Origin of the sequence: Pedobacter nutrimenti (assembly GCF_032678445.1) — a bacterium.
Taxonomy (GTDB): Bacteria; Bacteroidota; Bacteroidia; order Sphingobacteriales; family Sphingobacteriaceae; genus Pedobacter; species Pedobacter nutrimenti_A.
Map to the genome: position 1 here is coordinate 225073 of NZ_JAVTSQ010000012.1, position 25959 is coordinate 251031.

The window sequence follows — 25959 nt, forward strand, 5'->3', positions numbered from 1 at the left end:
TTTTTTACTGATTTATAGGTAGATGTTGTTTTAAAAGGTGAAGTCCGCTTTCATTACCTTGTTGCACAGCGATGTCCAGTGCACTCATTCCCCGATTGTCTTTTATCTGTAGGTCTGCGCCATGTTGAAGAAGTAAGTTAATGAGTTCATTACGGCCAAACATAGTTGCAAACATTAAAGCAGTACCTCCGTTTCCGTTCAACAGATTTAGATCAGCTTGATGAGCAATAAGCAATTCCGCAATACCCACATAGCCTTTAAAACAAACCCCCATAAGTGCGGTATTGCCACCTGCATCTGTGCCGTTAACATCTGCCCCTGATTGAAGGAGCAGCCGGGCAGCTTCTATCTGATGATTATAACAAGCGATGATCAAAGGTGTATACCCTTTATCATCCCTGACCTCGAGCGCAGTCTTCAGGTCAATTATTTCTTGCAGTAGTGGCAAATCGCCTGTCCTTGAGGCATGAATTAAAGCCGATGTGATGTGATCCATGATCATATGAACATCTCAAAATTGGAATTGTTCAATTAAGATGAGCAGATTATCTTTTTAATCTGAAGCGGGGCTTAAAACATTTGTGCTTTATTGTTGTTCCTCCTACATTCTTCCTGTAAGCTTGTGAAAAATATAAAACATATCGCCATTCTTGGCGGAGGCCCAAGTGGCTTGTTCATGTTCAAACGATTGATTGAATCCGGCAGAACGGATATCAATATTAAGATATTTGAGCGGAAAAATAAATTGGGAGCAGGTATGCCCTATAGTGCAGAAGGCGCTAATGATGAACACATAACTAATGTATCAAGTAATGAAATTCCGATGTTGGTTACTTCTCTGGCCGATTGGATCAATTCTGTGCCTAAAGATACCCTGGATAAGTTTCATATCGATCCTACACGTTTCAATGAATATAAAGTACTGCCCAGGCTGCTTTTTGGTCAGTATCTGACTGCCCAGTTTGACCTGTTACAGAAACAGGCACGGGAGAATGGGGTGGAATACCAGATCTGTTATAATACTGAGGCAACCGATATAACCGATTATCCAGAACAGGAAATGGTCGTTATAGAAATCAACGGCGAGGAGAAACTTGAATTTGATCAGGTCATCATCTGTACAGGTCATCACTGGCCGCAACGATATGAAGGAAAAGTTCCAGGTTATTTTGATTCTCCTTATCCACCAGCTAAGCTAGGCTTAAAACTAGACCATCCTGTTGCGATCAAAGGATCGTCCTTAACAGCTGTTGACGCCATAAGAACACTTGCCCGTCATAACGGAACTTTTAACAAAGATCCTGAAGGATACCTGTTTTATCAGCTGCACGAGCACAGCCCCAATTTTAAGCTGGTATTACATACCCGGAACGGAATGCTACCCGCAGTCAGGTTTCATTTAGAAGATTCTCATTTATCCAATGATGAGTTGTTGAGTAGTGAAGAAATTGCTAAGCACATTGCTGAAAATGAGGGCTTTTTATCCTTAGATTATGTATTCGAACATGATTTTAAGCTACCCATAAAAGAAAAACAACCGGAGTTTTACCAGCAGATTAAAGAGATGAGCCTGGAGGAGTTTGTGTCGGCAATGATGGATCTTCGTGAAAGGCTGGATCCTTTTCAATTGCTGAAGGCAGAATATGCTGAGGCGGAGAAGTCGATCAGGCGGAAAGAATCTGTGTACTGGAAAGAGATGCTTGGTGTATTGAGTTTTGCTTTAAACTACCCGGCAAAGCATTTATCTGCAGAAGATATGCAGCGTCTTCAAAAAACACTTACACCATTAATTTCCATTGTTATTGCCTACATCCCGCAAAGTTCAAGTGAGGAACTTATGGCTATGCACCAGGCAGGGGTGCTTGAATTGATTTCTGTAGGAGATGACGGCCAGGTACAAGCAGAAGATGACGGAGGAGCCACTTACAATTATACAGATGAAACTGGTGAAAAGCTGTCCGTTTATTTTAACACTTATGTAGATTGTGTGGGTCAACCTCATATGGCATTTGAAGATTTTCCTTTTAAAAGCTTGTTGAAGGGTACTGTGAGCCCTGCAATGCTTAAATTCCGTTCGGCCCTCGAGGGACAAAAGGCGATGGAGGAAGGAAAAGATGTCAGACAAGATTCAAAGGGAAATTATTATTTAAAGGTTTCCGGCGTTGCTATCAATGACTATTTCCAGGTCGTGGATGCTTATGGCGCATTTAACAATCGTATTTACATCATGGCAGTGCCTTACATAGGCGGTTATAATCCGGACTATTCCGGGCTGGATTTCAGTGAAGCAGCCTCGGCAGCAATTGTTAAAAGGTTATTGCTGTAACCTCAGACTTTTTTATGCCATTGTACCAATTCGAGGTATATCTTATTGGCAATTGCTAATTCGGATTGTTTCTTTTTGAGTTCTGCAATTTGCAGATCTTTATCCATATGAGCTGGTAGTGTTAGATAGCCTATTACATTTCCAGTCTGATAGTTGATAAATTCGTATTGTATCTGTGGCTGTTCCATAATAGAAGTATTAACATAAATGGCCGTAAGCTTATAACCAATAGTTTACAAGAATGTTTTGCATTATTTTAGAGTCGTAGCTTTTTATGGAGTTGAATTTTTTGGAAAATTTTTGCACTCTGCTTCAAGGCTAACGATATCAGGTGCGCGAAGAGCGCACAGATCTCTGAGGCCTTTCCGCAGGGTACAAGAATTTTCCTTAGCAAATTGCAGAGGGAGGGTGGAGACCGGGAATACTACAGAAGAAATGCTGGTTCCTTCGTCATTCTGGTAAAAAAAACTTTGAGCCTGAAGTCTTGTTGTATTATATAGTTAATTGATCATCAATACCGATATGAGAAAAGACAATACAAACCGATTTTCAGACAGAGTTACAGATTATATTAAATTTCGTCCTGCATATCCAGCAGAAATGATAAATGTTTTGGAAAACGAAATTGAGTTGAACCAGGAAAAAGTAATTGCCGATATAGGTTCAGGAACAGGAATATCCTCTATACCATTTCTGAAAAATGGAAATTTTGTTTTTGGCGTTGAGCCAAATAAAGAAATGAGAGAAGCACAAGAACATATCCTCAAGGATTTTGCGAATTTCAAAAGTGTTGATGGCACCTCAGAACAGACAACTTTATCAGATAAAAGCATTGACGTCATATTTAGTGGACAGGCCTTTCATTGGTTTGATAAAAGCGATAGTAAAATTGAATTTTCAAGGATATTAAGAGATAGTGGAAATATTGTCTTGGTATGGAATTCCCGGAGTACCAAATCAGATTTTCAAAATGAGTATGAGCGAGTTCTTTATGACAACATCAAGGAATATAAAGATGTTAATCATAGAAATATAGAAGACCAGGATATTGCAAATTTCTTCAGCCCTAAGATAATGAAGATTGTAGTGCTGGATAACGAACAAAAGTTTGATTTGGAAGGATTGAAAGGCAGGTTAAGATCCTCGTCATATTGTCCTAAAGAAGGAGTCATTTATGAAAGGCTGATGAGGGAATTAGAAAATTTATTTGTAAAACATCAGAAGGATAATTTAATATCGTTTGTTTACGAAACAAAAATATACTTGTAGAATTAGTGACTTTGTTGTAAGATGAAACATTTAACTTCGAATCTCCCGGCGCATGAACAAATAATAGGAAAGTGCAAAGCAGGCTACAGTTGCCCCAATCAAGCCACTGACCTGTGGCCATACGATCATTAAGCTTTCCCTAAAGGGAAGTGGAGAAGGTATTGCCCCAGCCATTTGTTGCATTGTCATTGGTCCCAGACTTCTAACCGATGGCATCAGCAGGGTCGTAGTTGCATCGGTATAAAGTTGATTGGGAGCAATGCGCAGCAGATCCAGAATAAATTCATTGTAAAACTGAATTTGATCCTGCGTCAAAAAACTGGGATCGGGTAAAAATGACCTGATGATCAGGTTAACAATGATCTGGTAAAAAACGGTGAAAAATAACCATATGCCTATTGCAGTAAGAGCCGAAGTTGCAGCCTGCCTGAATTTAATCGATAGCACGATGGATAAACTCAACCAAAAGCCAACATAGGTTATGCTGATCAGGATGAAACCAAGTATCCTTAACAATTCTTGTGGTTCCATTCTTACTCCAGTCAAAATCAATCCGCCCCCTATCATTAATAAGGTTAAGACTAAAAATAAGGCACCCACCATAATTAGGGCGCTCACAAATTTGGCCAATAATAAATTGTCTCTATAAATAGGCTGAGCCATAAGTCTTGTAAGCGTTCCATTATTTTGCTCAGCATTAATCGCATCGAATCCTAAACTGATCCCTAATAATGGTGCTAAAAAGCTCAGAAAAACATGAAAGGGAGGTATGGAATTATCAGTTGTGGTGAGCAGTTTAAGGTATAGGAAAGTATGGTCCGGATCATTGGCATTTCCGATAGCTGCCCGGATATTGCTTAATGAGACATACATTGATGCTACAAATGTGAGTATAATCAAGCCCATCAGTACAATAAAGCGCCAGCTGCGGATATGATCTGCCATTTCTTTGCGAACCATTACACTGAAAGGACTTATTATCTGAATTTTTTTGATGCCATATTTTTCTCAATTATCATTCTCAAAATATTTTTGATAAATGTCATCCAAACCATAATTTTTTTGATGTACACTTATGATATCATATCCCTTTTCAACTAGAAAACGGACCAAAGCGGGCGTGATATTCTGTGTGCATTCAAATTCTATTGTGTTTTGACTTATATTGATGTTTTTAATTGTTTCCCATTGCGCCAGCTCCTGTTCGGGTAACCAGGGACCGGAGATAAATTCTGCCAGGCTAATGGATACGACATGACCTTTATGATTAAACAAATCGCCCGATAGGGCATCAATGTTTCCCTGGGCTAATAATTTGCCCTTCACAAAAATACCTACCCGATCGCAAACTTGTTGAACATGGTGTAAATGATGTGAGGAAAGCAGCACCGTCAGTCCCTGTTCTTTGCTCAAGCGCTTGAGCAGCAAGAGAAATTCCCTAACCCCACTAGGATCTATTCCCAATGTTGGTTCATCCAGTATGATCACGTCAGGCTGCTTAATCAATACATCAGCCAGGCCCAGACGCTGCTTCATACCACGGGAAAAGGTTGATGTTTTCTTATTCATGGACTGAGAAAGCCCAACGATCTCCATCATTTCCAATGCACGGTTGCGGCTGTCCTTTTCAGAAAGACCGTTCAGCCTGGCAATGTACATCAGATTTTCCAGGGCAGTCATATCGTCGTAGAAACCCAGGCTATCTGGCATATAACCCACTTTTCTCTTTACAGAAATAGGATCACTTGTCGCATTGTAACCGCAGACAGTTGCGGTGCCGCTTGTTGGATCGGTAAGCCCCAGCATCATTAGTATGGTAGTCGTTTTGCCTGCTCCATTAGGCCCAAGTAATCCAAAGATCTCTCCCTTATGTATTTCCAGGTCGAGGTGGTCAACGGCCTTTTGAGTGCCATAACATTTCGTAAGGCCCCTGAGTTGTATAATAGAATCTTTCATTTTTCTATCTCCTGCCGTACTTTCGGATCAGATAATACACCAGGGAAACTGCCAGCAGAATGACCAATATACCAATCCACCCGGAAATCCATGACGTTGTGACTACCATTCTAAAAGCAGCCTGGGCATTGCTATTGGTGTTTGTTGCTGTAAAGGTGGCGGCATAATCTCCGGCGATTGTTTTGTCGGGAACCTTAAGATTTGCTGTTACGGCCTGCGTTTTCCCCGGCTCCAGTTGCGTTATCTTTGCAGGTTCGAAAGCCGCCTCCCAATTGGTAGGCAACTGGGAGGAGAGTTCAATGTCTTTCAATGGCAAAGTGCCGGAATTTTTTATTTCCAGATGAATTTCTTTATGACTGCCAGAAGTCAGTTCCTCACTCAGTTTTCCAGTCGGGGTGGTTAAGGCTATGCCATAAGATCCCTTTACTACTGCCTCCAGGTTCAGGAATAACGTATCCTTATTTGCTATTGCCTTTACAGGTATGGAATATTTTCCAGGTGCGGTGTTTGCAGTTGCATTAACCTCTATGGACACATCCCGGGTACCACCTGCGGTCATGTTGATAGAAGTAACCTGACTGCCGTCAATCTTGTAGCTGATCATCCAGCCTGCAGGCAAACTGGTCTTGAATTCAAAAACGGCTGGCTTACCAGATCCATTATGCAAGGTTGTATAATAGCGAAATGTCTCATTCGTTGCGGCCTCGATATTGATCAGTTTGGCCGTAAAATCAGAATGGACGTTGCCATTCGTAACTGGGTTTTGAGCATAAAGCGCAAGAGATGCTTTGAAAATGAACAGGAAAAATGACAGAAAGCTTAACCTCGCACAAAAATGAGTAAGTGAGAATTTTTTTAACATGATCTAAACACTAGAATTTTAATATAATAGCCTAAAAAAAATGTCTGGTTATGTTTTAATTTGACGGAACAAATCAAAAAAAGAAAATAAAATTTTCAAATGGATTTAACATTTTTTAACAAAATTCGGTGTGCCAGCTAGATTCCATTAATTTTTCTGAACCTGGTAATGAAGTTGAATTGTGTTATTGTTTAACTTGTTTACATTAAGTAAATTGAGTTTTACCTCGCTAGTTGCATTTTTCAACAGAGGTAGTCCGCCATCAAATAATACTGGTTCTATGATGAAGTAGATGTCATCAACAACTCCGGATTTTATAAATTGGCTTATGGTCATTGTTCCACCAATAATCACAGCCTGTTCATACCCTTCGTCCGTCAGTCGTTGTATAATTTCATGCGGATTTGCTTTAGTGAAATTTACAGTTGGGTTTGCAGGCTTTTCATCTTCATGCGTAGTTAACACAAGCGTTATACCATCGTTTTTAAGTGGTAAGTAATCAGGTGCAATAATATCATAGGTTGTTTTACCCATGATTACCGCCTTAAATTGCTGGCAAATACTATACATGCCCTGACCATACTCGGGCGAAAGCCAATCCGGTACATTTCTTGAATTAGAGATAAGTCCGTTCGCAGAAATTGCGATATAAATGCTAGTTTTCATATCAGAAATTTTAATAGTTTGGTAAATTGCATTTAGATTCTTCCCTAAACAGCTTGTTTATTAGTGGATTAATCTTTAGTGAAATTGTTAAAATTTCCCCTGATGCGCAATGACTGACAAAATTGTTAGTAACAAAATTTTTTACAATGAGAAAAAAAGAGTCTACAGATTATGCCAATGAACAGTCTTTATTCCAGCTTTGTGAACGCAATTCCGCTATAAGTATGATTAGTGGCCGCTGGAAGGGTCAAATAGTTTATTATATCTTTCAGGGAAATGATCGTTTCCACCTTTTGCAACAGAAATTACCAAATATATCTGAAACTGTTTTGGCAAGGCAGCTAAAGGAATTGGAAAGTCATGCTATTCTTGTAAAAAGAGAAATACCAAACACCATACCGGCAGGTATAAAATATATTTTGACCAATAAGGGCATTGACCTTGTTCCAATTCTGGACAGTTTATGTAAATGGGGAAAATTATACGCAGACGGAAAAAAAATTTCCATTCCTTCAAACGAGCAAGCTTTTACGGTTCCTAATCTTGAAACTGACTAATTATTGAAAAAAATAGATTATTCTAGGCAGTTAAGTCCTGAAATTATCAGACTTATACAACCCAGGCACTGCTTAATTAAAAGACAGGCGCGGATCACTTAAATGACTACAAAGCAAAAACGCAATATGCTGAATAGTTTGCAATATGATTTCTTCCGGGCTTCCCTGAAATACGACTCTTTCTGAGAATAAGGATTCGGACCGAAACCGACAATGAATAAACATTGTTCCGACCGGTTTTTGTTCACTTTCGCTTCCACCTGGAGTTGTGAGGCCTGTAATCCCAACATACAAATCAGAACTTACCAGGACTTCTAAGCCATTTGTAATTGCCTTTGTAACCTCCATAGATTCTGGAGTAAAATTATCTAACAGTTCTTTTGAGACATTTAATAAGGTTTCTTTCAGTTTCGCATCGTAACAAATAATCCCGCCCTTTAAAAAACTTCCAGCATTTGGAATTAGAGAAAATTCAGCCGAAACTCTTCCTGCGGTAGCACTTTCAACAAATGCGATAGTAAGTTCATTCTTTATCAGTAGATCTGTACATGTAAATAATATTTCACGGTTCATCTGCATAAACTTTCGTAAAACGTTTGTTTTAAAAAGGCTACCCCCTCCCAAGGATAGCCCTGTGTTGTTACACCGAAGGGGTATGAAGCCCTTTTCATATATAACTCTTTTAATATTGTTTAGTTTATTTTTTTTAAAACTAAACAAAGTCTATGGTCTAATTTCAAGACCATCTAAGAAAAATTTATAATTTCTGGTAACGCAGCGAGCATTTCATTCACGATCACAAAACAAAGCGCAGAAATTACTGTTCAATTGAATCAATTATACCTTAAAATCTCGCTTGTTATGAATGGATTATCTCCCTGGGCATTATCCTCAAGTTCTGAATTAGTGGAAAGCCAAACGGCACTCTACAAAACAGTTGCCGGAAGTTTTGAATTTAAAGTTTACCAGACCACCGACTCCATCTGGATCAAAGCTGAACTGCCCAATGGTGGGAGAGCTGCTTTCCGTGCAGCATTTAGTCCAGGAGGAACCCTGAAAATCACTAAAACCACCGAAAAGACACAAGGTGTCGATTTGGAACTGGACAGTGAAACTGGAAAACAACGGGTCGAAATCAACTTCGACCAGCAGCAATCCAATCCGGTATTGCACTACACCACTCACTTAAAACCGGAAAAAGATCTGCTGATTCCTTTCTGGCCGAAGGACATCCTGATGAACGGAAAAAACGGTCGTCCTGAAAATACAACTGGAAAGATTCACATTAGCCAGGAAGGGACAAGAACCGGTTTGATCTATCTGACACAGACCCGGCCAAAATCCTCGTCAATCCTTTACCTCCAAAACCTGACTGCGCTTGCCGATTACTGTGAGCAAACCGAGACCTCATGCGCCGATACTGTAGGTGGCATCTGGCCGGAACTTGGTTTTTCATTGCCGCCTGCAAAAGGCCAGCCCATAAAAGCAGACAAAGAAATCATCATCAATGATGCCTTTGTTGCAACCGCCGGTATGTCGGCAATATTTGGTACACCTATAGCAGCTAGAATCGGAAAAAAGGATGCGTATCAAAAATTGATCCATAAATATTGTTTTAACAATATTTTATAGAATTAACCAATGTTGTCCGTCGATAGGCCTTCATTCCTACCTGCTTTGGTGTTGGTTGTTCGATGATCCGGCCTTTTAGTGCTGATTGTTCGACAAAAGTCCCTGTTTGCCTAAGTTACGACCAAAATACGAATGAGGTATGCACTTGCTACCTCCCAGGTAGCAACCTGTTTAATGGGTTTAATAAGATGACTTCCAGTGAAATGATTTCGGCGCAACGAGATCCCAGGGATTCCGGGCCATCCAAAGATTCCTGTAGAAATGCTTTCAGGACTCATCCTACGGCTACTCGTCGATATTCAAAACCTCCTGAAAAAAATAGTCCTTTTCTTGCCTTGAAAGAGGATAGCCATGCAGAACATCATGATATACAAAAATGGAAATACAACGCGTTAGTATCCAATAGTTACAGTAATTCAGGAAAGATGAGGCTGGGTGTTGGCGGAGAAGTGGAGTATGCTTTGAATGGCAGGTTTTCTATCACTTCCGGACTTTCCCTAAATCAGCTTTCGGCCTTAAGCAAACTAGAAAAGGGTCCGCCTGATGTTCCGGGAAAAACCCTTACTTCTGTGCAAACTTCGATTTCCGGACTAGATGTACCCATAGATTTCAAATACAGCTTGAGTTCTAATACCTATGTGAGTATTGGTGTATCTGTTACAGGTGTGCTGCGAAAATCTCAGGTGCTGGCTTATGAGGAGAAAAAACTTGTTGATGTACCGGTATCCGGAGAGGATGGGCCAGGTTTCGAAAGTAAACTGATGTCTTCAACAGAAACGGTTCCCGTTGCGTCAGATGAGCTTCCGCAACAGAACTATCTTGGTTTTATAACTTGTCATACGGCTTTAACCAAAAGATCAGTAAAAAGCAACATTTGGTTATTGAGCCTTTTATTAAGGTTCCGATGAGGTCCTATTCAAATCTAAAGACCAATTTGACTTCTGGAGGAATCAGGCTTAAGCTGGAATTTTAATTATTCAAATAGTACATCCTGGCTTCTCTTTCTATATTCGGTTGGTTTTAAGCCTGTTTTCTCTTTAAATATTTTTGAAAAATAGAAACTGGAATCAAAATTCAAATCAATGGATATTTCTTTAATAGGGATATTGCTGTTGCACAGCATTTCTTTTGCCTTTTCTATCTTAAGCTGTAAATAATATTGTCCGGGAGATAATCCAGTATAATTTTTGAAGAGTTTGCGAAACCAGGAATACCCCACATTTAAATCTTGTGCAGCTTGTTGTGGAGAATAGGAATTGCTGATGTTGGAGCGAAAGAGTAATCTGGATTGGTTAATGATGGTCTCTTCTTCTTTGTTTTCAGCTGCGCTTTGCTTCATTGCTGCATGGCATGAACCAATCAGGTGGAGTACTGCGCCTGAGATCAGCGGCTGGTAGCCCGGTTTTTCCTCCTTTGTCTTTTCTATTATGCTGTTGTAAATATTAAATATACTTTCATTGAAGCCAATGTATAGACAAGGGTGCTCCGGATTAAGATAGCCTGAATGACAGAGGTTATCTACAATATCTCCTTTTATCCCGACCCAGTATTCATTCCATCCTGTGTTGCTGTCCGGTTTATATCGATGTCTTTCATTGGGGAAAAGCAATATAATCGTACCTGCTCTGACTTCAATCTGTTTAACACTTTCTGATTCAAAAATACCCTGACCATTTGTAATATAAATGATCTGATATTCTTGTAAAACCCTCCAGCTGTTCCAATCGAAATTATGGTGTGCCGGATGACTTTTAAATGGGTATACATTTGTTGCTTCAATATTTGTACAGCCTGCGTTAAGCACGGTTAAACCCCAGCTTTCATCTTCTTTACTTACCGGAAGGTACTTGTAAAAATTAATCATAGTTATACATCGGCTCAATCAATTACTAAAACTAATACTTTGATGCTCAATTTCACTCCATGTGTCAAAAAATACAAATGAATTATCAAATTTTTAATTTTTATATACAATAATCTTTTTAGATCGGTTTTGTTCCTGCTAAAATGAATCAAAAACTTTGGTTCATTTATCAAAACCTCTATTTAAACCACCCTGCTCTTTGGATACTTTTGAGTTAACCAAATATTTATCTGAAACTAGTAACCAAATAGTAATTATGAAAAGGAAATTTTGTTGTTCTCACAAACGCCATCCCTAATTAAAGGGATATTGATAGATTCTGTCAGCGCCCAACCCATACCTGGTTTATCGGTTAAGATAGCCAGCTCCAATGCTGGAGCTCTGACTGATCATCAAGGATATTTTTCCGTTTACACTCTTAAAAAATATAAATTAAATCAATGAAAAAGTTAATATGTATAATCCTATTTGGATTGCTGGATCGTGGGATCGGCTATGCGCAAACCCCTCAGTTGAACGTTAACTGGAACGAAACAATAATGGTTTCTAAATCCACTCCTACATTGCAGGTGGTAGGTAACCCCATGCTGCGCCCTAAAGGGGCAATGCGCGATGGAGCTATGAAAGCTCTGCGTGGTCTGGGGGCAGATTATGTAAGATACGTTCCCTGGTTTCCTTATCCTAAACTAGCGGTAGCTGAATTGGAAGCACCGGGGAAAACGACCTCCTGGGATTTTAGCTTGATTGATCCGATGACTATTGACTTTCTGGAAGCGACAAAGGGGCATCCTGTCATTATGAATTTTAGTACCATACCTCAATGGATGTTCAAGACAGAAAAACCGGTTTCCTATCCTGAAGATGCAAATCAGGTAGGCTGGAGTTACGCAGGAGGGACAGAACTGCGGGATACGACCATGAAAGAACTAACAGATTATTATGTCAGGCTGATTAGCTGGTACACCAAAGGAGGTTTTACCGATGAATTGGGCAAATATCATAAATCAGGTTATCATTATGATTTTCCTTATTGGGAAGTTTTAAATGAGCCAGATTTTGAACACAATATGTCGCCAAAAACGTATACCAAAATATATGATGCCATAGTTACTGCTATTCAAACCATATTGCCAGACGCTAAATTTGTTGGTCTGGCCCTGGCTAACGAGAAACCTGAATGGTTTGAATATTTTTTAAATCCGGCGAACCATAAACCAGGTATTCCAATTGATATGATCTCCTATCACTGCTATGCAAGTGCAAACTCCAATCAAAAATTTGATGCCTATGAATATTCGCTTTTTGACAGGGCTGAGCATTTTATAAACACAGTGAGCTATATTGAAAATATACGCAGGCGGTTATCTCCAAATACCAAAACAGACATCAATGAACTTGGTGCCTTACTGAACGATGAGATGCGTAACCAACCTATCCCTGCGGCTTTCTGGAACCTTTCCGCTAGCGTTTATGCTTATTTTTTTATTGAGCTCACCAAGGCTGGTATAGACATTATTGGTGAATCACAACTGGTAGGCTTTCCAAGTCAATTTCCTGATGCGAGCATGATCAATTATTTAAATAATAAGCCAAATGCAAGGTTTTGGGCTTTGAAATTGATTAAGGACCATATTCGTCCAGGTAGTCTACTGGTGAGAACAAATGTAGATGGAAATAATGGAGGAGATATTCTGGCACAGGCTTTTACGGATAAAGGGGTCAAGAGAATACTATTGTTGAATAAAAGAAATAAGACCATTACCCTCAAGTTGTCAGATGACCTTAAAGGTGCAGAGGTAAACACAATTGACGAATCTTCAGGGGATGATCAAGCTGTTCGGTCTTTAGTTAACGAAAATACAATTGTAGTGAAACCCTTTGCTGTTAAAATGATTGTCTTAAATAAATAAAAATACCATGATACAGATAGCCTTTAAGATGAAAATAAAACCCGGTTTTAAGTTCGAATATCAGAAACGGCATAATGCAATCTGGCCAGAGATGAAAGCGTTTCTTAAAGCAAGTGGTATTTGTGAGTATAGTATTTTCCATGATATAGAAACGAATACTTTATTTGCCGTGCAGCATATTGATGAGCAGGGTCAAAGACCGGTTGATCAAAGTGTTTTACAGAAATGGTGGGATTATATGTCTGATATTATGGAGGTTAACTCGGATCGTTCTCCGGTCATTACAGACCTGGAGCAGCTGTTTCATTTTAACCCGTAAGAAATCAGCGCAGGACAAACGGAATGTACACTTTCAACTAATTGGACCGGTGAACTTTGTTCAGGAAGTAATTAAAGAAATAAAGTAAATATGTATACAAAAATAAAGGTGAAAGTTGGTCTGTTTGGTATAGGCCTGGAAGCTTATTGGAGTCAATTTTCAGGATTGAAGGAAAGGTTAATCAGTTATGTCAATGTTGTTTCAAAACATATGGAGATGTTTGATGCCGAAATAGTTAATCTTGGTTTAATTGATACTCCTGAAAAAGCCTTTACATCGGGAGCGGAATTTAAACGTGAAGATATTGATATTCTTTTCTTATACGTTTCCACCTATGCTTTGTCTTCTACTGTGCTTCCGGTAGTTAAAAAAGCAAATGTACCAGTTATTGTATTGAACATTTCGCCAGAGGCTAGCATCAATTATCAGCATTTTAACAGCCTGGCAGACCGGACAACAATGACTGGCGAGTGGCTGGCACATTGTTCTTCCTGTGCCGTGCCGGAAATAGCCAATGTTTTAAAGCGGAGTAAAATCCCATTTTTTCAGATCACCGGGATGCTGAATGACGATCCTTATGTTTGGAAAGAAGTAGAGGAGTGGATAGAGGCTGCTAAAGTTGCCAGGATCATGTACCATAATCGTTTGGGTATTATGGGAAATTATTATGGCGGAATGATGGATATTTATACAGATCTTACCTTACAGTGTTCCACTTTTGGAGGTTATATGGAGGTAATTGAAGTAGATGAGCTATCTGGTTTAAGGGCCTTGGTTACGAGTAAGGAGATTGAGGCTAAACTTTTAGAGATAGAACAGGAATTTGATGTTCAAAGTGATTGTACTCCAGCGGAATTAACCCGGGCGGCCCAAACTGCTGTAGCCCTGGATAAACTGGTGGGGAAGTATAAGCTGGGCGCTCTTGCGTATTATCATAAAGGTACCGGTAACGAGGCTAATGAAAATACCATTACTTCGGTTATTCTTGGTAATTCGCTATTGACAGGCCAACATATTCCTGTTGCAGGTGAATATGAAATTAAGAATGTACAGGCCATGAAAATTCTGGACAGTTTTGATGCCGGCGGATCTTTCACGGAATATTACGCAATGGATTATGTGGACGATGTGGTATTGATGGGGCATGACGGACCTTGCCATCCACGTATTGCTGAAGGAAAAATAAAGGTGAAGCCACTCCAGGTCTATCATGGAAAAGTTGGGAATGGCTTATCGGTCGAAATGTCTGTAAGTCATGGTCCGGTAACATTACTCTCTGTTGTGGAAACTGGATTGGGTACATTAAAATTCCTGGTTGCCGAAGGCGAATCTGTTCCGGGTAGTATCCTGGAAATAGGCAATACCAATAGCCGATATAAATTTACTCCTGGTGCCAGAAAGTTCGTCGAAGCCTGGAACGAACAAGGACCTGCCCATCACTGCGCTGTTGGAACAGGTCATCTTGCTTCGAAAATTAAAAAACTTGGGGAAATATTAAAAATCGATACTATACAAGTTTGCTGAAAAAACATGATTCTTTTTTCCTTCCGTAGATAATAGTGTAGATCCAGATAAACACCTGTCGGATCTACACTATTACCAGCATTTAAAATTTTCTAACTTTGAGGTTAGCATAGCCATTCCATATTGTGGAATTCTTTTACAGTCCAAATTATCTAAGTTTGTATTACCAGTTACTTTTTATCTTCGGTCCTTTATTATATCGATTATATCTTCGTCTGAATGTATTCCTGCTTCTGCATCTGTTGTTTCCTGTTGGGCTTTTGATGCATATTTAAACATTCTTATTTCATAGCTTTGTATAGCCTCTTCAATATTTTGGTATTGTCCGCTTGTAAGATTTTCCGCTAAATAAAGGGCATCTAACAAGCCAATATTTACACCTATACCTGAAAATGGGGGCATTACATGGGCTGCATCTCCAATTAATGTAATATTATTTTTTGCTTGCCAAGGATTGTCCAGGGGCATTTTACGCATGGGCAAAAGCGTAAAAGTATCAGTTGCCAAAAATAATTCATGATAACTTTCATGCCAATTGACTAAAAGATTTTTAAGAAAAGTAATGATTGAGTTCTTGTCTTCGAAATTTAATTTGTGTTCAATTAGCCAGTTTTCTGGTTTTTTGAACGAAACGTAATAGTTTAAGGCATCGTTGGCTTTCGTTTGAGAGAAAAGCATTTTTTGCTCGCCTATCACCATCAGATTTCCTTTGCCACAAATTTCCTTAAAGTTTGAACAGTCGATGTCAGGATTGAGAACTTCCCCTTGAATGATGATTGTACCTGTATATTGGGGAGTAGCATCTGTAACATATTTCCTTAAATTACACATTCCTCCATTAGCGGCAATTATCAAATCTGCGGTTTCTACAAAGTTTCCATCAAAATTTAAATCATAGCCTCCATTGTTTTTTGTTAATGAAAGAAATTTTCTATCCCAAACAACTGTGCCATTATTTAGATTTTCAATCAACAGTTTCCTCAAATCATTCCGGTCAATTTCAGGTCTGTCATAAAGGTGTGCATCTTTTGGAAATTCTTCCATAATAACATGGCCATCAATGTTTGCCGCCCGTTCACCTGTTGGCCTGGCAATTTTATAGAAATCTTCAATAAGCCCTGCTTTTTCCAATGCTTTTTGTCCTGTGTCAATATGAATGTCAAGTGTCCCGCCCATAATTCTGGCATTTTCATTCTTATCACGTTCGTAAACGGTTACGCTTACTCCTTTTTGTTGCAATAGTTTGGCCAGTGTTAAACCAACTGGGCCAGCACCTATGATGGCTACTTTTTTATTTTCTAATAACATGATGTTTTTATTTTTCATTGATGATAAAACTGATTTTGTAAACTAAATAGATTGTAATAAGCATTGTAAACGAAGCTAAATAGCCTAAATAATCATAGTGAACCAAAGGGGAGTAATTATCTTTTCGTACTATAACAAATCCAGCAAGCATTGCTGTCAAACCACCAGCAATTTGCTGCAGAGAAGAGTTGATGCTCATAAAAGCCCCACGGTCTTGCGGATGGGGTATAGCTGTTGTAAGTGTTTGTGATGGGATCATCCGCATTGTAATAGCAGCCATCATCAGTAAATTAGTCACCACAACCAACCAAAAAGGTGAGACCGTATAATGCGTGTATATATTGATAATTATTATAGCGGAGATAGAAGCTCCGGCAAATAACTTGAACTTACTTACTTTATCTGCCAGTTTACCAATCAAGGGCATCGTAATTAAGCTAAAGATGCCTGTAATCATAAACATTAAAGGAAGCTGGGACCCTGATATTTTCAAATTATTAATTGCAAAGACACTACCAAACGGCATCAACATAAAGCCGCCGATAGAGAGTAATGCAGTATTTAAAAAACCTAATTGGTATTTACTTTGGGATATTGTGTGCCACAAGTGACTAAATACCGAGGTATTGGTCTGTATTTTCAAATGATTAGTGACTGGCTTTAATTTAAATATCAGAAGAATTATGATTACTCCAGCCATTATGGAAATCCAAAGGAATGGTAGTTGCCAGCTAAATTTATTTGCGATATATAAACCTAAAGGAATACCCAAGACCTGGCTACTTGAAAAACTCATTTGTACATAGCTCATTACTTTGCCACGTCGTTCAATACTGAACAAATCTGTCACAATTGCCATCGTTATTGAACTGATAACGCCACCGAATAAACCTGTAATTATTCTGGCTATTACAAGTGTTTGATAATTAGGTGCAATGGCACAAAAAAATGTACCTAAAGCAAAACCGATATAAAAAAACAAAAGTAATTTTTTACGGTCAAATCTATCTGCAAAGCCAGCTGTAAGTAAACCAGATATGCCAGCACTGAAGGCATAAGCTGATACAGCCGTACCAAATTGCGCGGTATTAATAAGTAGTGATTTCATCATGAAATCACCTAAGGGAGATATGACTGTAAAGTCTAACACAACCGTAAATTGTGTAATTGCGATTATGAAGAGGACAAACTTCTGATAGCCTGTGAAATATGAATTATTCTGTTGAGTTGAATTCATTACCGTATTTAAATTTACGGTGTAAAATTACTTTTTGCTTATAGCAGAAACTTGAATAAATCGGTCATTTTCATTTCTGTGTAATTCTCTTGGATTTACACCTGATAGTTTTTTTACCTCCCTGCTAAAATGTGCCTGGTCGGAAAAATTTAATTCAGGGAACAGTTCCCCTTTTTTGATTTGCTCAAAAGACGCCTTAAAACGAAGAATATTACAATAAGCTTTTAGAGATATTCCAAAATATTGGGTAAAATAGCGATTGATTTGCCGGCTACTCCAACAAGACTGTTTGGAAAATGCTGCGATGGTTAATTCTCCATTTGATGTGTAAATTAACTCGAAAAGTTTTTTTTTCCGCAGGTCGATGTTTTGAGGTATCAATTTTTTAATTTCCTCAGTAGCTTTGACACAATAAGCTTCAAAATCATTTATATCTTCCTCTTTAAAGCCCCAAAAGTTGGTTGACAGTTGTTGATATTCGTTTAGAAGACTTGCAATAGGTCTATGAAATAAATATTCCGCTGCCAAAAGCCTGAAACTAATAAAAAACATCTTGGTGTTGGCTTCAATTTTCCTTTTGTCGTACAGAGTACCAAGACCTAAAAGGTAAATTTGAAAAGGTTTGTCCTTATCTTTTGCAATAACTAAGTCGAAATTTGCATCGGGCATTACAACGACCTCTTTTTCAATTCCAGTTGAGTTTTCAACCATCCAAAAACACTCTACAAAATCTACAATTGATTTGTCAGGAAGTATTTTGCCATATTGGATATCGTAATTAATCATCTTTATGGAATTTCATTGCTTTATAGGGTTAGAAAATTTGATCAAATTAACCCTACTCCTTATCCTAAAAAATCGTTTTACCAAATGTTTTGGATGAGGGTTTGCTTATAGTTACTGTATAACTTGTATTGTTAACTTTAGATTCGTCACTGCCATGTATTTTAGATTGCGCATTTAAAATCGCCATAAAATCACCAGAACCAAGAGTTAGCGCTAATAACATAATACCAGGGTATTTAAAGCTCGCTCTTAAATGTTTCAGAGCATGGGTAATTTGATTTTCAACTGTGCGTTTGGAAATCTGTAGTTTCTCAGCAATTTCGTTATTTGACAGCTGGTTGAATCTGCTTAAGACAAATATTTCCTTGCACCGGTTGGGAAGAAGATCAAGACAGGTATTTACGTTTTCTAACAGTTCAAATGCCGATAGCTTTTCTTCACCTGCATTATGGGTATATCCACTTTCCTTCAGCTCGGAAGGGTCCAGATAACTTATTTTTGATAACTTCAATGACTTTAGCCGTTTATATACGCTATACCGCGCCGAAGCATTCATATACTTCTCAAACGAGTCTATTTTTAATCTTTTTCTATTCTCCCAAAGATAAATAAATATATCTTGAACAATAGATTCACATGCTTCATTATCCTTTAAATAAGAGTGAGCGGTAATAAACAACTTTTTCCAATACCGATTTAAAAGAATGCCAAAAGCATCACTATCGTTATTCACGATAGCAACCCATAAGTCTTCATCACTCGAATTTTTGGTTAACATATATTTGGTTAAATAAAGTTATGCGTTTTGATAAGAAACAAAGGAAATTAAACAAAAAAAATATCTTTCTGAAAAAAAAGAATTTATCTTGAGTTCTGTAAAAAAATCTAAAAGTAGTATGTGTGAATTGGGAAATATTTATGCTGTTGTAATAGAGGATTTTAAACGGAAAGCCAGATCATTAAAGATTAAGTCAATTTTTCATAAAACCGATGGACCATAATTTGTCTTTACCTTATCCATCACAACGTGGGTATAGAAATGCTTTAGGTAGGGATTTTCCATCAGCTTATTTTTTTGAAACTCTTCAAAGTGATCCATGTCTTTTGTGTTCACGATCAAAACAAAATCATAGGAACCTGTTACGTAATAGCACAATGAAACTTCTGAACATTTCATCATTTCGGCCTTAAATGAATCGATAGCTTTTGAGTTTCCTTCATAAAGTATAACATCAATCACACAGGTGAAATTCAGGCCTAGTGCTTTTTGCGAAATTATCGAAACATCGGCTTCAATGATCCTTTCATTCCTTAGTTTGGTGATACGCCTTTGTACCGCACTCTGGCTCAGGTTTACTTCGACACTGAGTTCTTCCGTTGTTAGCCTGTTGTTTTTTTGAAGCAAACGTAAGAGCTTCAAATCGTATTCATCCATGATATGCATTATTTACCCGTTTATTGACAAAAATAAGGTGAAAAATTCCTAAAGTATAGAAATACGCAAAAATTAATCGATGCGGTAATGCTATTTTTAGGTAAACTCTTTAAACGAATATAAGCGATGGATTTACCAAAACAATTTACTTTACCAAAGAATAGCATATTTACCCACGCAGAAATAGAAACCTTTAGAAATGAAACGCCAGGCTGCCGCAGTGTGGTCCATTTGAATAATGCCGGGGCAGCCCTGATGTCTGATGTTGTCATAAAGGCGCAAGTAGATCATATTATGCTTGAAGCAGTAAAAGGAGGTTATGAGGCAGCAGTATTGAAAGTCGATGCTATAAGGAATTTTTACGAGCAGGCTGCGCTCTTGCTTAATTGTACTCCATCGAATATTGCCTTTACTTCTAGTGCTACCGATTCGTACAGCAGAGCACTATCTTCTATTTTATTTAAGGCTGGCGACATAATATTGACAGACAACGATGACTATGTTTCTAACCAGATACAGTTCTTGTCATTGCAAAAAAGACTGGGCATTAAGATCATTCATATTAACAATGCTGAAGAGGGGGGAGTCGATCTGAACGATCTGCAGGAAAAACTGAAACTTCATCGACCCAAGTTACTGGCGATTACCTATATGCCGACTAATTCGGGATTAATGCAACCGGTTGACGATATCGCAAAGATATACAGCGACTATTCGCAGAATACCGGCGATAAGACCTGGTATATTCTGGATGCCTGCCAGGTGGTAGGGCAGATGAAATTAGACGTTCAAGAACTAGGCTGCGACTTTTTGAGTTTTACTGGACGGAAGTTCCTACGTGGCCCGCGTGGTACAGGCGTTTTGTATATATCAAATGACGCGCTTAAAGCAGGCTTGGAACCGATGTTTATTGATATGCGTGGAGCCGAATGGACGGGCCTAGACTCGTACAAACAACAGCCGGATGCCAAACGATTTGAAGATTGGGAGTTTGCCTATTCAACAGTTATCGGTACAATGGAGGCCATAAAGTATTGTCGCAATATTGGGGAGGACAAAATATGGCAACAGGTAAAATTGCTCTCTGGTTTGCTAAGGAAAGAACTAGCCGGAATAGATAATGTGAAGGTTTTTGATCGTGGACCGATGCAAGGCGGATTAGTAACTTTCAATATTTCAGATTCAGACCCAAATCATATTGTAAGTGAATTAGCTAAACGCAAGATAAATGTGTCTGCTAGCTACAGGGCATACGGCCTAATTGATTTTGACGAAAAGGGCGTGAAGTGGGTAGTGCGGGCATCACCGCACTATTACAATACCTTAGACGAGATCGAATATTTTATAGCATCCTTGAAAGAAATTATAAAAGCGAAATAACAGACTTAGATGATGAGAAAAGGTCGTAATGTACGACCTTTTCCAATTCCGTTTTAATGGAGAAAGGCAGTACCCCATAGGTCTTCATCCATCAATTTCGTTTTTTAGAAGAGCCAAGTGTGAAAATATGCCGTTGATAATCAGTATCTTGTGTTATGTCGATAAAAATACTTTTAAATGCAGTGTGTGTGAAGTAACAAAAAAAGCCCTATACAATTGTAAACCCATTGGAATAGAAAGCCTTAAATAAAGCAAAACATGACTAAACAAGAGTATATCGTGCTATATGAGAAATTCTGTACAGGCAAGTGTACTTCTGAAGAGGAAATATTGCTTGATAAATATAGCAAAGACTTTTTGATAGACGACCCATGGGTGGGGGATATGGGGAATGAAAATGAAGTTGAAGCCCGTATTACTAACCAGATTAATTATTCCATAAATAAGGTAAAAAACAGGAATTTACAAACATGGTTAACAGCCGCCGCTGCAATAATTTTATTGACTGTCGGAGCCCTGTTATTTTACAATTTAGATCAAGGGGATAAAAAATCCCAGTATTCAATCGTCAAACATCAAGGCATTAAGGGTGACATTGAACCAGGTGGGACAAAAGCTGTATTAACACTAGCTACCGGTCAAAAAATCATTTTAGATAGTGCTAAAAATGGCCTTATTGTTACCCAAGGTAATACAAAAGTTGTTAAACTGGCAAATGGCGAACTTGCTTACCGTTCATCAAATAGCGATAACTTAACAATTACTAATAATACGATGAGCACACCTCGCGGTGGCAGATACGACCTGATATTGTCTGACGGCACCAAGGTATTTCTGAATGCCGCATCCTCAATTACTTATCCCACTAGGTTCAGTGGCAATCAACGGAAGGTAAAAATTACAGGCGAAGCATATTTTGAAGTTTCGAAAAACCCTAAAATGCCATTTGTGGTAATCGCTAATGGTACAGAAACCCAGGTATTGGGAACACATTTTAATATTATGGCATATGATGATGAACCATCTATTAAAACTACTTTATTAGAGGGAGCTGTTAAATTTAAGAAGGCTAATTCTGAAGTGATTTTAAAACCGGGCCAACAGGCAGTGTTAACTGGGCTTTCGAACAATATTACTGTACAAAACGCCAATCTAGAGCAAACAATGGCTTGGAAAAATGGCTACTTTACTTTTCAGGATGAAGATATCCAAACCATAATGCGTAAAGTAGCAAGATGGTACGATGTTGAAATTATATATGAACCCAACCTGAAAAAAACCTCCTTCGGCGGATCGGTATCCAGATATAAAAATGTGTCAGATTTGTTGAAGGTACTGCAGACAACAGGAACTATTCACTTCAAAATTGATGAAAGGAGGATAATAGTTATGAATTAGTTTTACTATTTTTCTGTTTTTCTTGGTGACATAAAATAATCCAGGAGCGTTCGCTGCGCCCCTGGTTAATAGCTGAGCTATGTCAGGTAATCAAAAACATAGTGTTTCCTAAACAACCAATAATTAATTAACCTAACAACCAAATGTATAAAATTTATATCGCATATCTATGCACGCCTCAAAGAGGCGTCACATCTAAATTCCTGTTAACGATGAAACTAACTTTTATTTTGATGTTTACCGGTCTGTTACAATTGAGTGCCAGCACCTTTGCACAAACAATAACGCTAAAAAAAAATATGGCATCATTACAGGACATATTTAGTGCAATCAAGCAGCAGAGCAATTATAATGTACTATATAATTCCGAAATGTTAAAAAAGGCAAAACCTGTTACCATTGATGTTAAAGATGCATCAGTTAAAAAAGTAATGGATGATTGTGTGGCCGGCCAGCCATTTACCTATGATATTATAGATGACAATGTGATTATCAAGGAAAAAGTAAATAATATCGTTCCTTTAATTAAAGATATTCAAATTGTAGGAAGAGTTACTGATGCGAAAGGCGTGCCTATTCATGGTGTGAGCGTAAAAATAAAAGGAACAACAATAGCCACTGCAACTGATATTGAAGGTATATATCATATTAAAGCTACCAGTGGTAATGCGATCCTGGTCTTTACTGCAATCGGATATACCACCAAAGAGATCAGGGTCGGTGAGCAGACAAAGATTGATATCAGTCTTGCGGAAGACCAGAAAACGTTAAATGATGTAGTGGTAATTGGCTATGGTACTGTAAAAAGGAAGGATTTTACGGGAGCTGTTTCGTCCATAAAAATGGAAAACTCTCCTATTGCCCTTCAGCCCAATATGAATGCGCTTGAGGCACTTAAAGGAAATGTCGCGGGATTAAATGTTGGAGCAGTTAGTTCGGCAGGTGGGCAGCCGTCTATTCAAATCAGAGGACAACGTTCTATTAGTGGAACAAATGACCCTTTGATCCTGGTAGATGGGGTTATCTTTCTTGGTTCAATAAGTGATATCAATCCCGGCGACATTGCTAGTTATGATATATTAAAGGATGCTGTATCTGCAGCTGCCTACGGTTCAAGATCTGCAAACGGAATTATAGCTATCACAACAAAAAAGGGAAAAACCGGAAAGCCAATCATAAGTCTGCGCTCAGAAACCGGGATTCAAAAATGGCAAAACAGGCCTGTATTACTCACAGGAGCCGATTGGATAAATGTTGTAAATGACAGAAACAAATATGCGGCAGGCAGCACAAACTGGATGCAGGCTGGTGAGTTGGCCAATTATAAAGCCGGCAATGAAACCCTATGGTTGGATAAAGTGACACAAACGGGTATAACCCACAACAATCAGGTTTCTGTATCAGGAGCTTCGCCAAATGTAAACTATTATATGTCTTCATCTTATGACGACAATAAAGGAATTGTAGTCGGCGATATGTATAATCACCTGAATTTGCTTGGCAAAATTGATACAAAAATCACTTCATGGTTACAGTTAGGCTTGGATGGGGCTTATTCCAGAAGAGACTACTCTGGTAATGCAGCTAATGTTGGCAGTGCTGAGATCATGTCGCCTTATGGTGTTGTCTACAGAGATGATGCAGGGAATTTAGAAAAGTTTCCTTTCACCCAATCCCTGCAAAATCCATTATGGGGAGTTAATGATGGAACAATTAAAAATATGGATATTTATAATTCCTTCCGCCTAAATTCTTTTGCAGTTGTAAAAGCCCCATGGATTCCGGGGTTAAGCTATCGTGCAAACTTTTCAGCCAACTATGAAAGACATGAAAGCGGGAATTTTTTCTTTGAGAATTATTACATTAAAGAAGGCGCCGGAATTTCCGGGCGATATGACCCGGTTAGCGTTCAAAGTTTACTGTCAAATGCCAATGGCAACCTTGACAATACAAGTACCAACAGCTATATCTTAGATAATATACTCACCTACGATCATAGTTTTGGCAAGCATCAGATCAATGCAACAGCAGTAGCCACGAGGGACCACTTGTTTGTTGAAGACATTAACGCAACGGGAAGCGATTTTTCTGCAAATGGCAATACAGCACTTGGTATTTATGGTTTGTCAAAAGCTACGGTTCAGAAGGTTAACCTTAATAACAGTGAGCGGGCAAATGTGGGTTACTTGGCACGCCTTAATTATTCTTATGATAATAAGTATTATTTTACCTCATCATTCAGGAGAGACGGTGCCTCTGTTTTTGGAGCTGAAAAAAGATATGCTAATTTCGCAGCAGTTGGGGCGGCATGGTTAATTTCCAGTGAATCTTTCCTGAAAAACTTTAAGCCACTTAATTCGCTCAAACTTAAATTTTCCTGGGGACAAAATGGTAATCAGGGTTTAAGTCCGTATGCTACCTTATCGCAGGTCCAAAACGGCGCTGCCGGCAATGCAAGGTATGAGTTTTCTGATGCACAGGGAAAAATAACTTATGGACTGGTACAAACGACACTTGGTAATCCGAATTTGGGATGGGAAAAAACAAGCGCAATCAATATAGGTTTTGAGTCAGCATGGCTTAATAACCGCCTTTTTGTTGACGTAGATTACTATTCGTCAAAAACTACTGATCAGATATTTGTGCGCACCATTCCTGTAATGACTGGCTTTGCTACTCAGCTTGCATCTTTGGGTGAGGTTGATAATAAGGGGATAGAAGTTAACATTCGTACCGAAAATATAAAAAGGCCAGACTTCAATTGGTCATCTTCATTTACTTTCTGGAAAAACAGCAACGTATTGAAGCATCTCTATGGCGAAGATAAAAATGGAGATGGGAAAGAGGATGATGATATAGCAAACAGTTTTTTTATCGGTAAATCACTGGGTGCTATTTACGGCTATAAACAGATAGGAATAGTCCAGACTGCTGACGCAGATTATATTAAATCTACTGGTGCGGCACCAGGCGCCCCAAAGTACATGGACATAAATGCTGATGGGAAAATTGACGCTAACGATAGAACTATTCTAGGATATTCAAAAGAAAATTTCAGGTTAAGCCTTTCTAATACAGTTCGTTATAAAAATTTAGAACTGTATGTGATGGTGTCTGGAATTTTTGGAGGGAATGGTTATTATTTGAAGAGTAATACCTCAGCTTTTATGACATCTGGCACAGGTAGGTTCAATGACAATACCATAGCCAAACCATATTGGACAGCTTCTAACCCGAGTGATACCTATCCCTCCGCATACTTTGCAGGAGACGGACGTTTCCTTGGCCTTATGTCGCAGGCATTTGTCCGGATTCAGGATGTTACCTTGTCTTATAACATCAAAACTCCACTGTTAACAAGGGCCAATATCAGTAATGCACGGTTGTTCCTCGCAGCCAGAAATCTTGGAACTTTTACCAAATGGATTGGCGGCGATCCCGAGACCGGTACCACAGTCCAATCCAACACATTCCCCGTTGCGAGTAGTTATTCTTTAGGTATTAATGTTAGTTTTTAATATAAAAATTGA

At 38.6% G+C, this 25959-nt stretch carries 24 protein-coding genes; 11 read left to right on the plus strand and 13 right to left on the minus strand.

Going from position 1 to position 25959, the window contains the following annotated elements; genetic code table 11:
* Window positions 1-4: 4 nt before the first annotated feature.
* The gene (locus R2S08_RS22305; RefSeq protein WP_316837213.1) at window positions 5-496 is read right to left on the minus strand and encodes an ankyrin repeat domain-containing protein; all 492 of its coding nucleotides are present in this window, start codon (window positions 494-496) and stop codon (window positions 5-7) included.
* Between the two features lie 126 nt (window positions 497-622).
* On the opposite strand from R2S08_RS22305, the gene R2S08_RS22310 reads away from it, so the two are divergent.
* Window positions 623-2326: an FAD/NAD(P)-binding protein gene (locus tag R2S08_RS22310; RefSeq protein ID WP_316837214.1), complete on the plus strand. Its 1704-nt coding sequence runs from the start codon at window positions 623-625 to the stop codon at window positions 2324-2326.
* Between the two features lie 2 nt (window positions 2327-2328).
* On the opposite strand, the gene R2S08_RS22315 is transcribed toward R2S08_RS22310, so the two are convergent.
* Complete coding sequence (locus R2S08_RS22315; protein WP_316837215.1) at window positions 2329-2514, minus strand: hypothetical protein; 186 nt, start codon at window positions 2512-2514, stop codon at window positions 2329-2331.
* Window positions 2515-2848: 334 nt separating this feature from the next.
* On the opposite strand from R2S08_RS22315, the gene R2S08_RS22320 reads away from it, so the two are divergent.
* Window positions 2849-3595 carry a class I SAM-dependent methyltransferase gene (locus R2S08_RS22320; protein WP_316837216.1) on the plus strand — a complete coding sequence of 249 codons (747 nt, stop codon included), beginning with the start codon at window positions 2849-2851 and terminating at the stop codon, window positions 3593-3595.
* 30 nt (window positions 3596-3625) lie between these two features.
* On the opposite strand, the gene R2S08_RS22325 is transcribed toward R2S08_RS22320, so the two are convergent.
* The 4 genes from R2S08_RS22325 to R2S08_RS22340 all read right to left on the minus strand — a co-directional run bounded on the left by R2S08_RS22325 (window position 3626) and on the right by R2S08_RS22340 (window position 7079).
* A complete protein-coding gene (locus R2S08_RS22325; protein ID WP_316837217.1) occupies window positions 3626-4555 on the minus strand; it encodes an ABC transporter permease in 930 nt (309 codons plus the stop codon).
* 48 nt (window positions 4556-4603) lie between these two features.
* Complete coding sequence (locus tag R2S08_RS22330) at window positions 4604-5551, minus strand: ABC transporter ATP-binding protein (RefSeq protein ID WP_316837218.1); 948 nt, start codon at window positions 5549-5551, stop codon at window positions 4604-4606.
* A 4-nt stretch (window positions 5552-5555) separates the two neighbouring features.
* Window positions 5556-6413, minus strand: a complete 858-nt coding sequence (locus tag R2S08_RS22335) for an NEW3 domain-containing protein (protein ID WP_316837219.1) — start codon at window positions 6411-6413, stop codon at window positions 5556-5558.
* A 147-nt stretch (window positions 6414-6560) separates the two neighbouring features.
* Window positions 6561-7079 (minus strand): dihydrofolate reductase family protein, encoded by a 519-nt coding sequence (locus tag R2S08_RS22340; protein WP_316837220.1) that lies wholly within the window; start codon window positions 7077-7079, stop codon window positions 6561-6563.
* A gap of 146 nt (window positions 7080-7225) precedes the next feature.
* On the opposite strand from R2S08_RS22340, the gene R2S08_RS22345 reads away from it, so the two are divergent.
* A complete protein-coding gene (locus R2S08_RS22345; RefSeq protein ID WP_316837221.1) occupies window positions 7226-7636 on the plus strand; it encodes a helix-turn-helix domain-containing protein in 411 nt (136 codons plus the stop codon).
* Between the two features lie 72 nt (window positions 7637-7708).
* Here R2S08_RS22345 and R2S08_RS22350 read toward each other — a convergent pair whose 3' ends face one another.
* Window positions 7709-8209 (minus strand): nicotinamide-nucleotide amidohydrolase family protein, encoded by a 501-nt coding sequence (locus R2S08_RS22350; RefSeq protein ID WP_316837222.1) that lies wholly within the window; start codon window positions 8207-8209, stop codon window positions 7709-7711.
* 288 nt (window positions 8210-8497) lie between these two features.
* Here R2S08_RS22350 and R2S08_RS22355 point away from each other — a divergent pair, with 288 nt between their 5' ends.
* Window positions 8498-9268 (plus strand): hypothetical protein, encoded by a 771-nt coding sequence (locus tag R2S08_RS22355; protein WP_316837223.1) that lies wholly within the window; start codon window positions 8498-8500, stop codon window positions 9266-9268.
* A 188-nt stretch (window positions 9269-9456) separates the two neighbouring features.
* A complete protein-coding gene (locus R2S08_RS22360; RefSeq protein ID WP_316837224.1) occupies window positions 9457-10176 on the plus strand; it encodes a hypothetical protein in 720 nt (239 codons plus the stop codon).
* A 65-nt stretch (window positions 10177-10241) separates the two neighbouring features.
* On the opposite strand, the gene R2S08_RS22365 is transcribed toward R2S08_RS22360, so the two are convergent.
* Window positions 10242-11132, minus strand: coding sequence for an AraC family transcriptional regulator (locus R2S08_RS22365; protein ID WP_316837225.1), 891 nt, complete (start codon window positions 11130-11132; stop codon window positions 10242-10244).
* Between the two features lie 440 nt (window positions 11133-11572).
* Here R2S08_RS22365 and R2S08_RS22370 point away from each other — a divergent pair, with 440 nt between their 5' ends.
* From R2S08_RS22370 to R2S08_RS22380, 3 genes are all read left to right on the plus strand, one after another.
* Window positions 11573-13042, plus strand: coding sequence for a GH39 family glycosyl hydrolase (locus R2S08_RS22370; protein WP_316837226.1), 1470 nt, complete (start codon window positions 11573-11575; stop codon window positions 13040-13042).
* A 7-nt stretch (window positions 13043-13049) separates the two neighbouring features.
* Window positions 13050-13361 (plus strand): L-rhamnose mutarotase, encoded by a 312-nt coding sequence (rhaM, locus tag R2S08_RS22375; protein WP_316837227.1) that lies wholly within the window; start codon window positions 13050-13052, stop codon window positions 13359-13361.
* A 90-nt stretch (window positions 13362-13451) separates the two neighbouring features.
* Window positions 13452-14885 carry an arabinose isomerase gene (locus R2S08_RS22380; RefSeq protein WP_316837228.1) on the plus strand — a complete coding sequence of 478 codons (1434 nt, stop codon included), beginning with the start codon at window positions 13452-13454 and terminating at the stop codon, window positions 14883-14885.
* 177 nt (window positions 14886-15062) lie between these two features.
* Here the strand turns inward: R2S08_RS22380 and R2S08_RS22385 are convergent, their stop codons facing one another.
* The 5 genes from R2S08_RS22385 to R2S08_RS22405 form a co-directional block, all read right to left on the minus strand.
* A complete protein-coding gene (locus tag R2S08_RS22385) occupies window positions 15063-16211 on the minus strand; it encodes an NAD(P)/FAD-dependent oxidoreductase (protein WP_316837229.1) in 1149 nt (382 codons plus the stop codon).
* The gene (locus tag R2S08_RS22390) at window positions 16201-17430 is read right to left on the minus strand and encodes an MFS transporter (RefSeq protein WP_316837230.1); all 1230 of its coding nucleotides are present in this window, start codon (window positions 17428-17430) and stop codon (window positions 16201-16203) included. The genes R2S08_RS22385 and R2S08_RS22390 overlap by 11 nt, the downstream gene beginning before the upstream one ends.
* A gap of 27 nt (window positions 17431-17457) precedes the next feature.
* Window positions 17458-18216 (minus strand): AraC family transcriptional regulator, encoded by a 759-nt coding sequence (locus tag R2S08_RS22395; RefSeq protein ID WP_316837231.1) that lies wholly within the window; start codon window positions 18214-18216, stop codon window positions 17458-17460.
* Window positions 18217-18280: 64 nt separating this feature from the next.
* The gene (locus R2S08_RS22400) at window positions 18281-18994 is read right to left on the minus strand and encodes an RNA polymerase sigma-70 factor (RefSeq protein ID WP_316837232.1); all 714 of its coding nucleotides are present in this window, start codon (window positions 18992-18994) and stop codon (window positions 18281-18283) included.
* A gap of 201 nt (window positions 18995-19195) precedes the next feature.
* Window positions 19196-19651 carry an Lrp/AsnC family transcriptional regulator gene (locus tag R2S08_RS22405; protein WP_316837233.1) on the minus strand — a complete coding sequence of 152 codons (456 nt, stop codon included), beginning with the start codon at window positions 19649-19651 and terminating at the stop codon, window positions 19196-19198.
* Between the two features lie 126 nt (window positions 19652-19777).
* On the opposite strand from R2S08_RS22405, the gene R2S08_RS22410 reads away from it, so the two are divergent.
* The 3 genes from R2S08_RS22410 to R2S08_RS22420 all read left to right on the plus strand — a co-directional run bounded on the left by R2S08_RS22410 (window position 19778) and on the right by R2S08_RS22420 (window position 25947).
* Complete coding sequence (locus R2S08_RS22410; RefSeq protein ID WP_316837234.1) at window positions 19778-21031, plus strand: aminotransferase class V-fold PLP-dependent enzyme; 1254 nt, start codon at window positions 19778-19780, stop codon at window positions 21029-21031.
* 258 nt (window positions 21032-21289) lie between these two features.
* Window positions 21290-22429 (plus strand): FecR family protein, encoded by a 1140-nt coding sequence (locus tag R2S08_RS22415; RefSeq protein WP_316837235.1) that lies wholly within the window; start codon window positions 21290-21292, stop codon window positions 22427-22429.
* Between the two features lie 212 nt (window positions 22430-22641).
* Entirely contained in the window at window positions 22642-25947 is a 3306-nt protein-coding gene (locus tag R2S08_RS22420; RefSeq protein ID WP_316837236.1) for a TonB-dependent receptor, read from the plus strand.
* Window positions 25948-25959 lie beyond the last annotated feature (12 nt).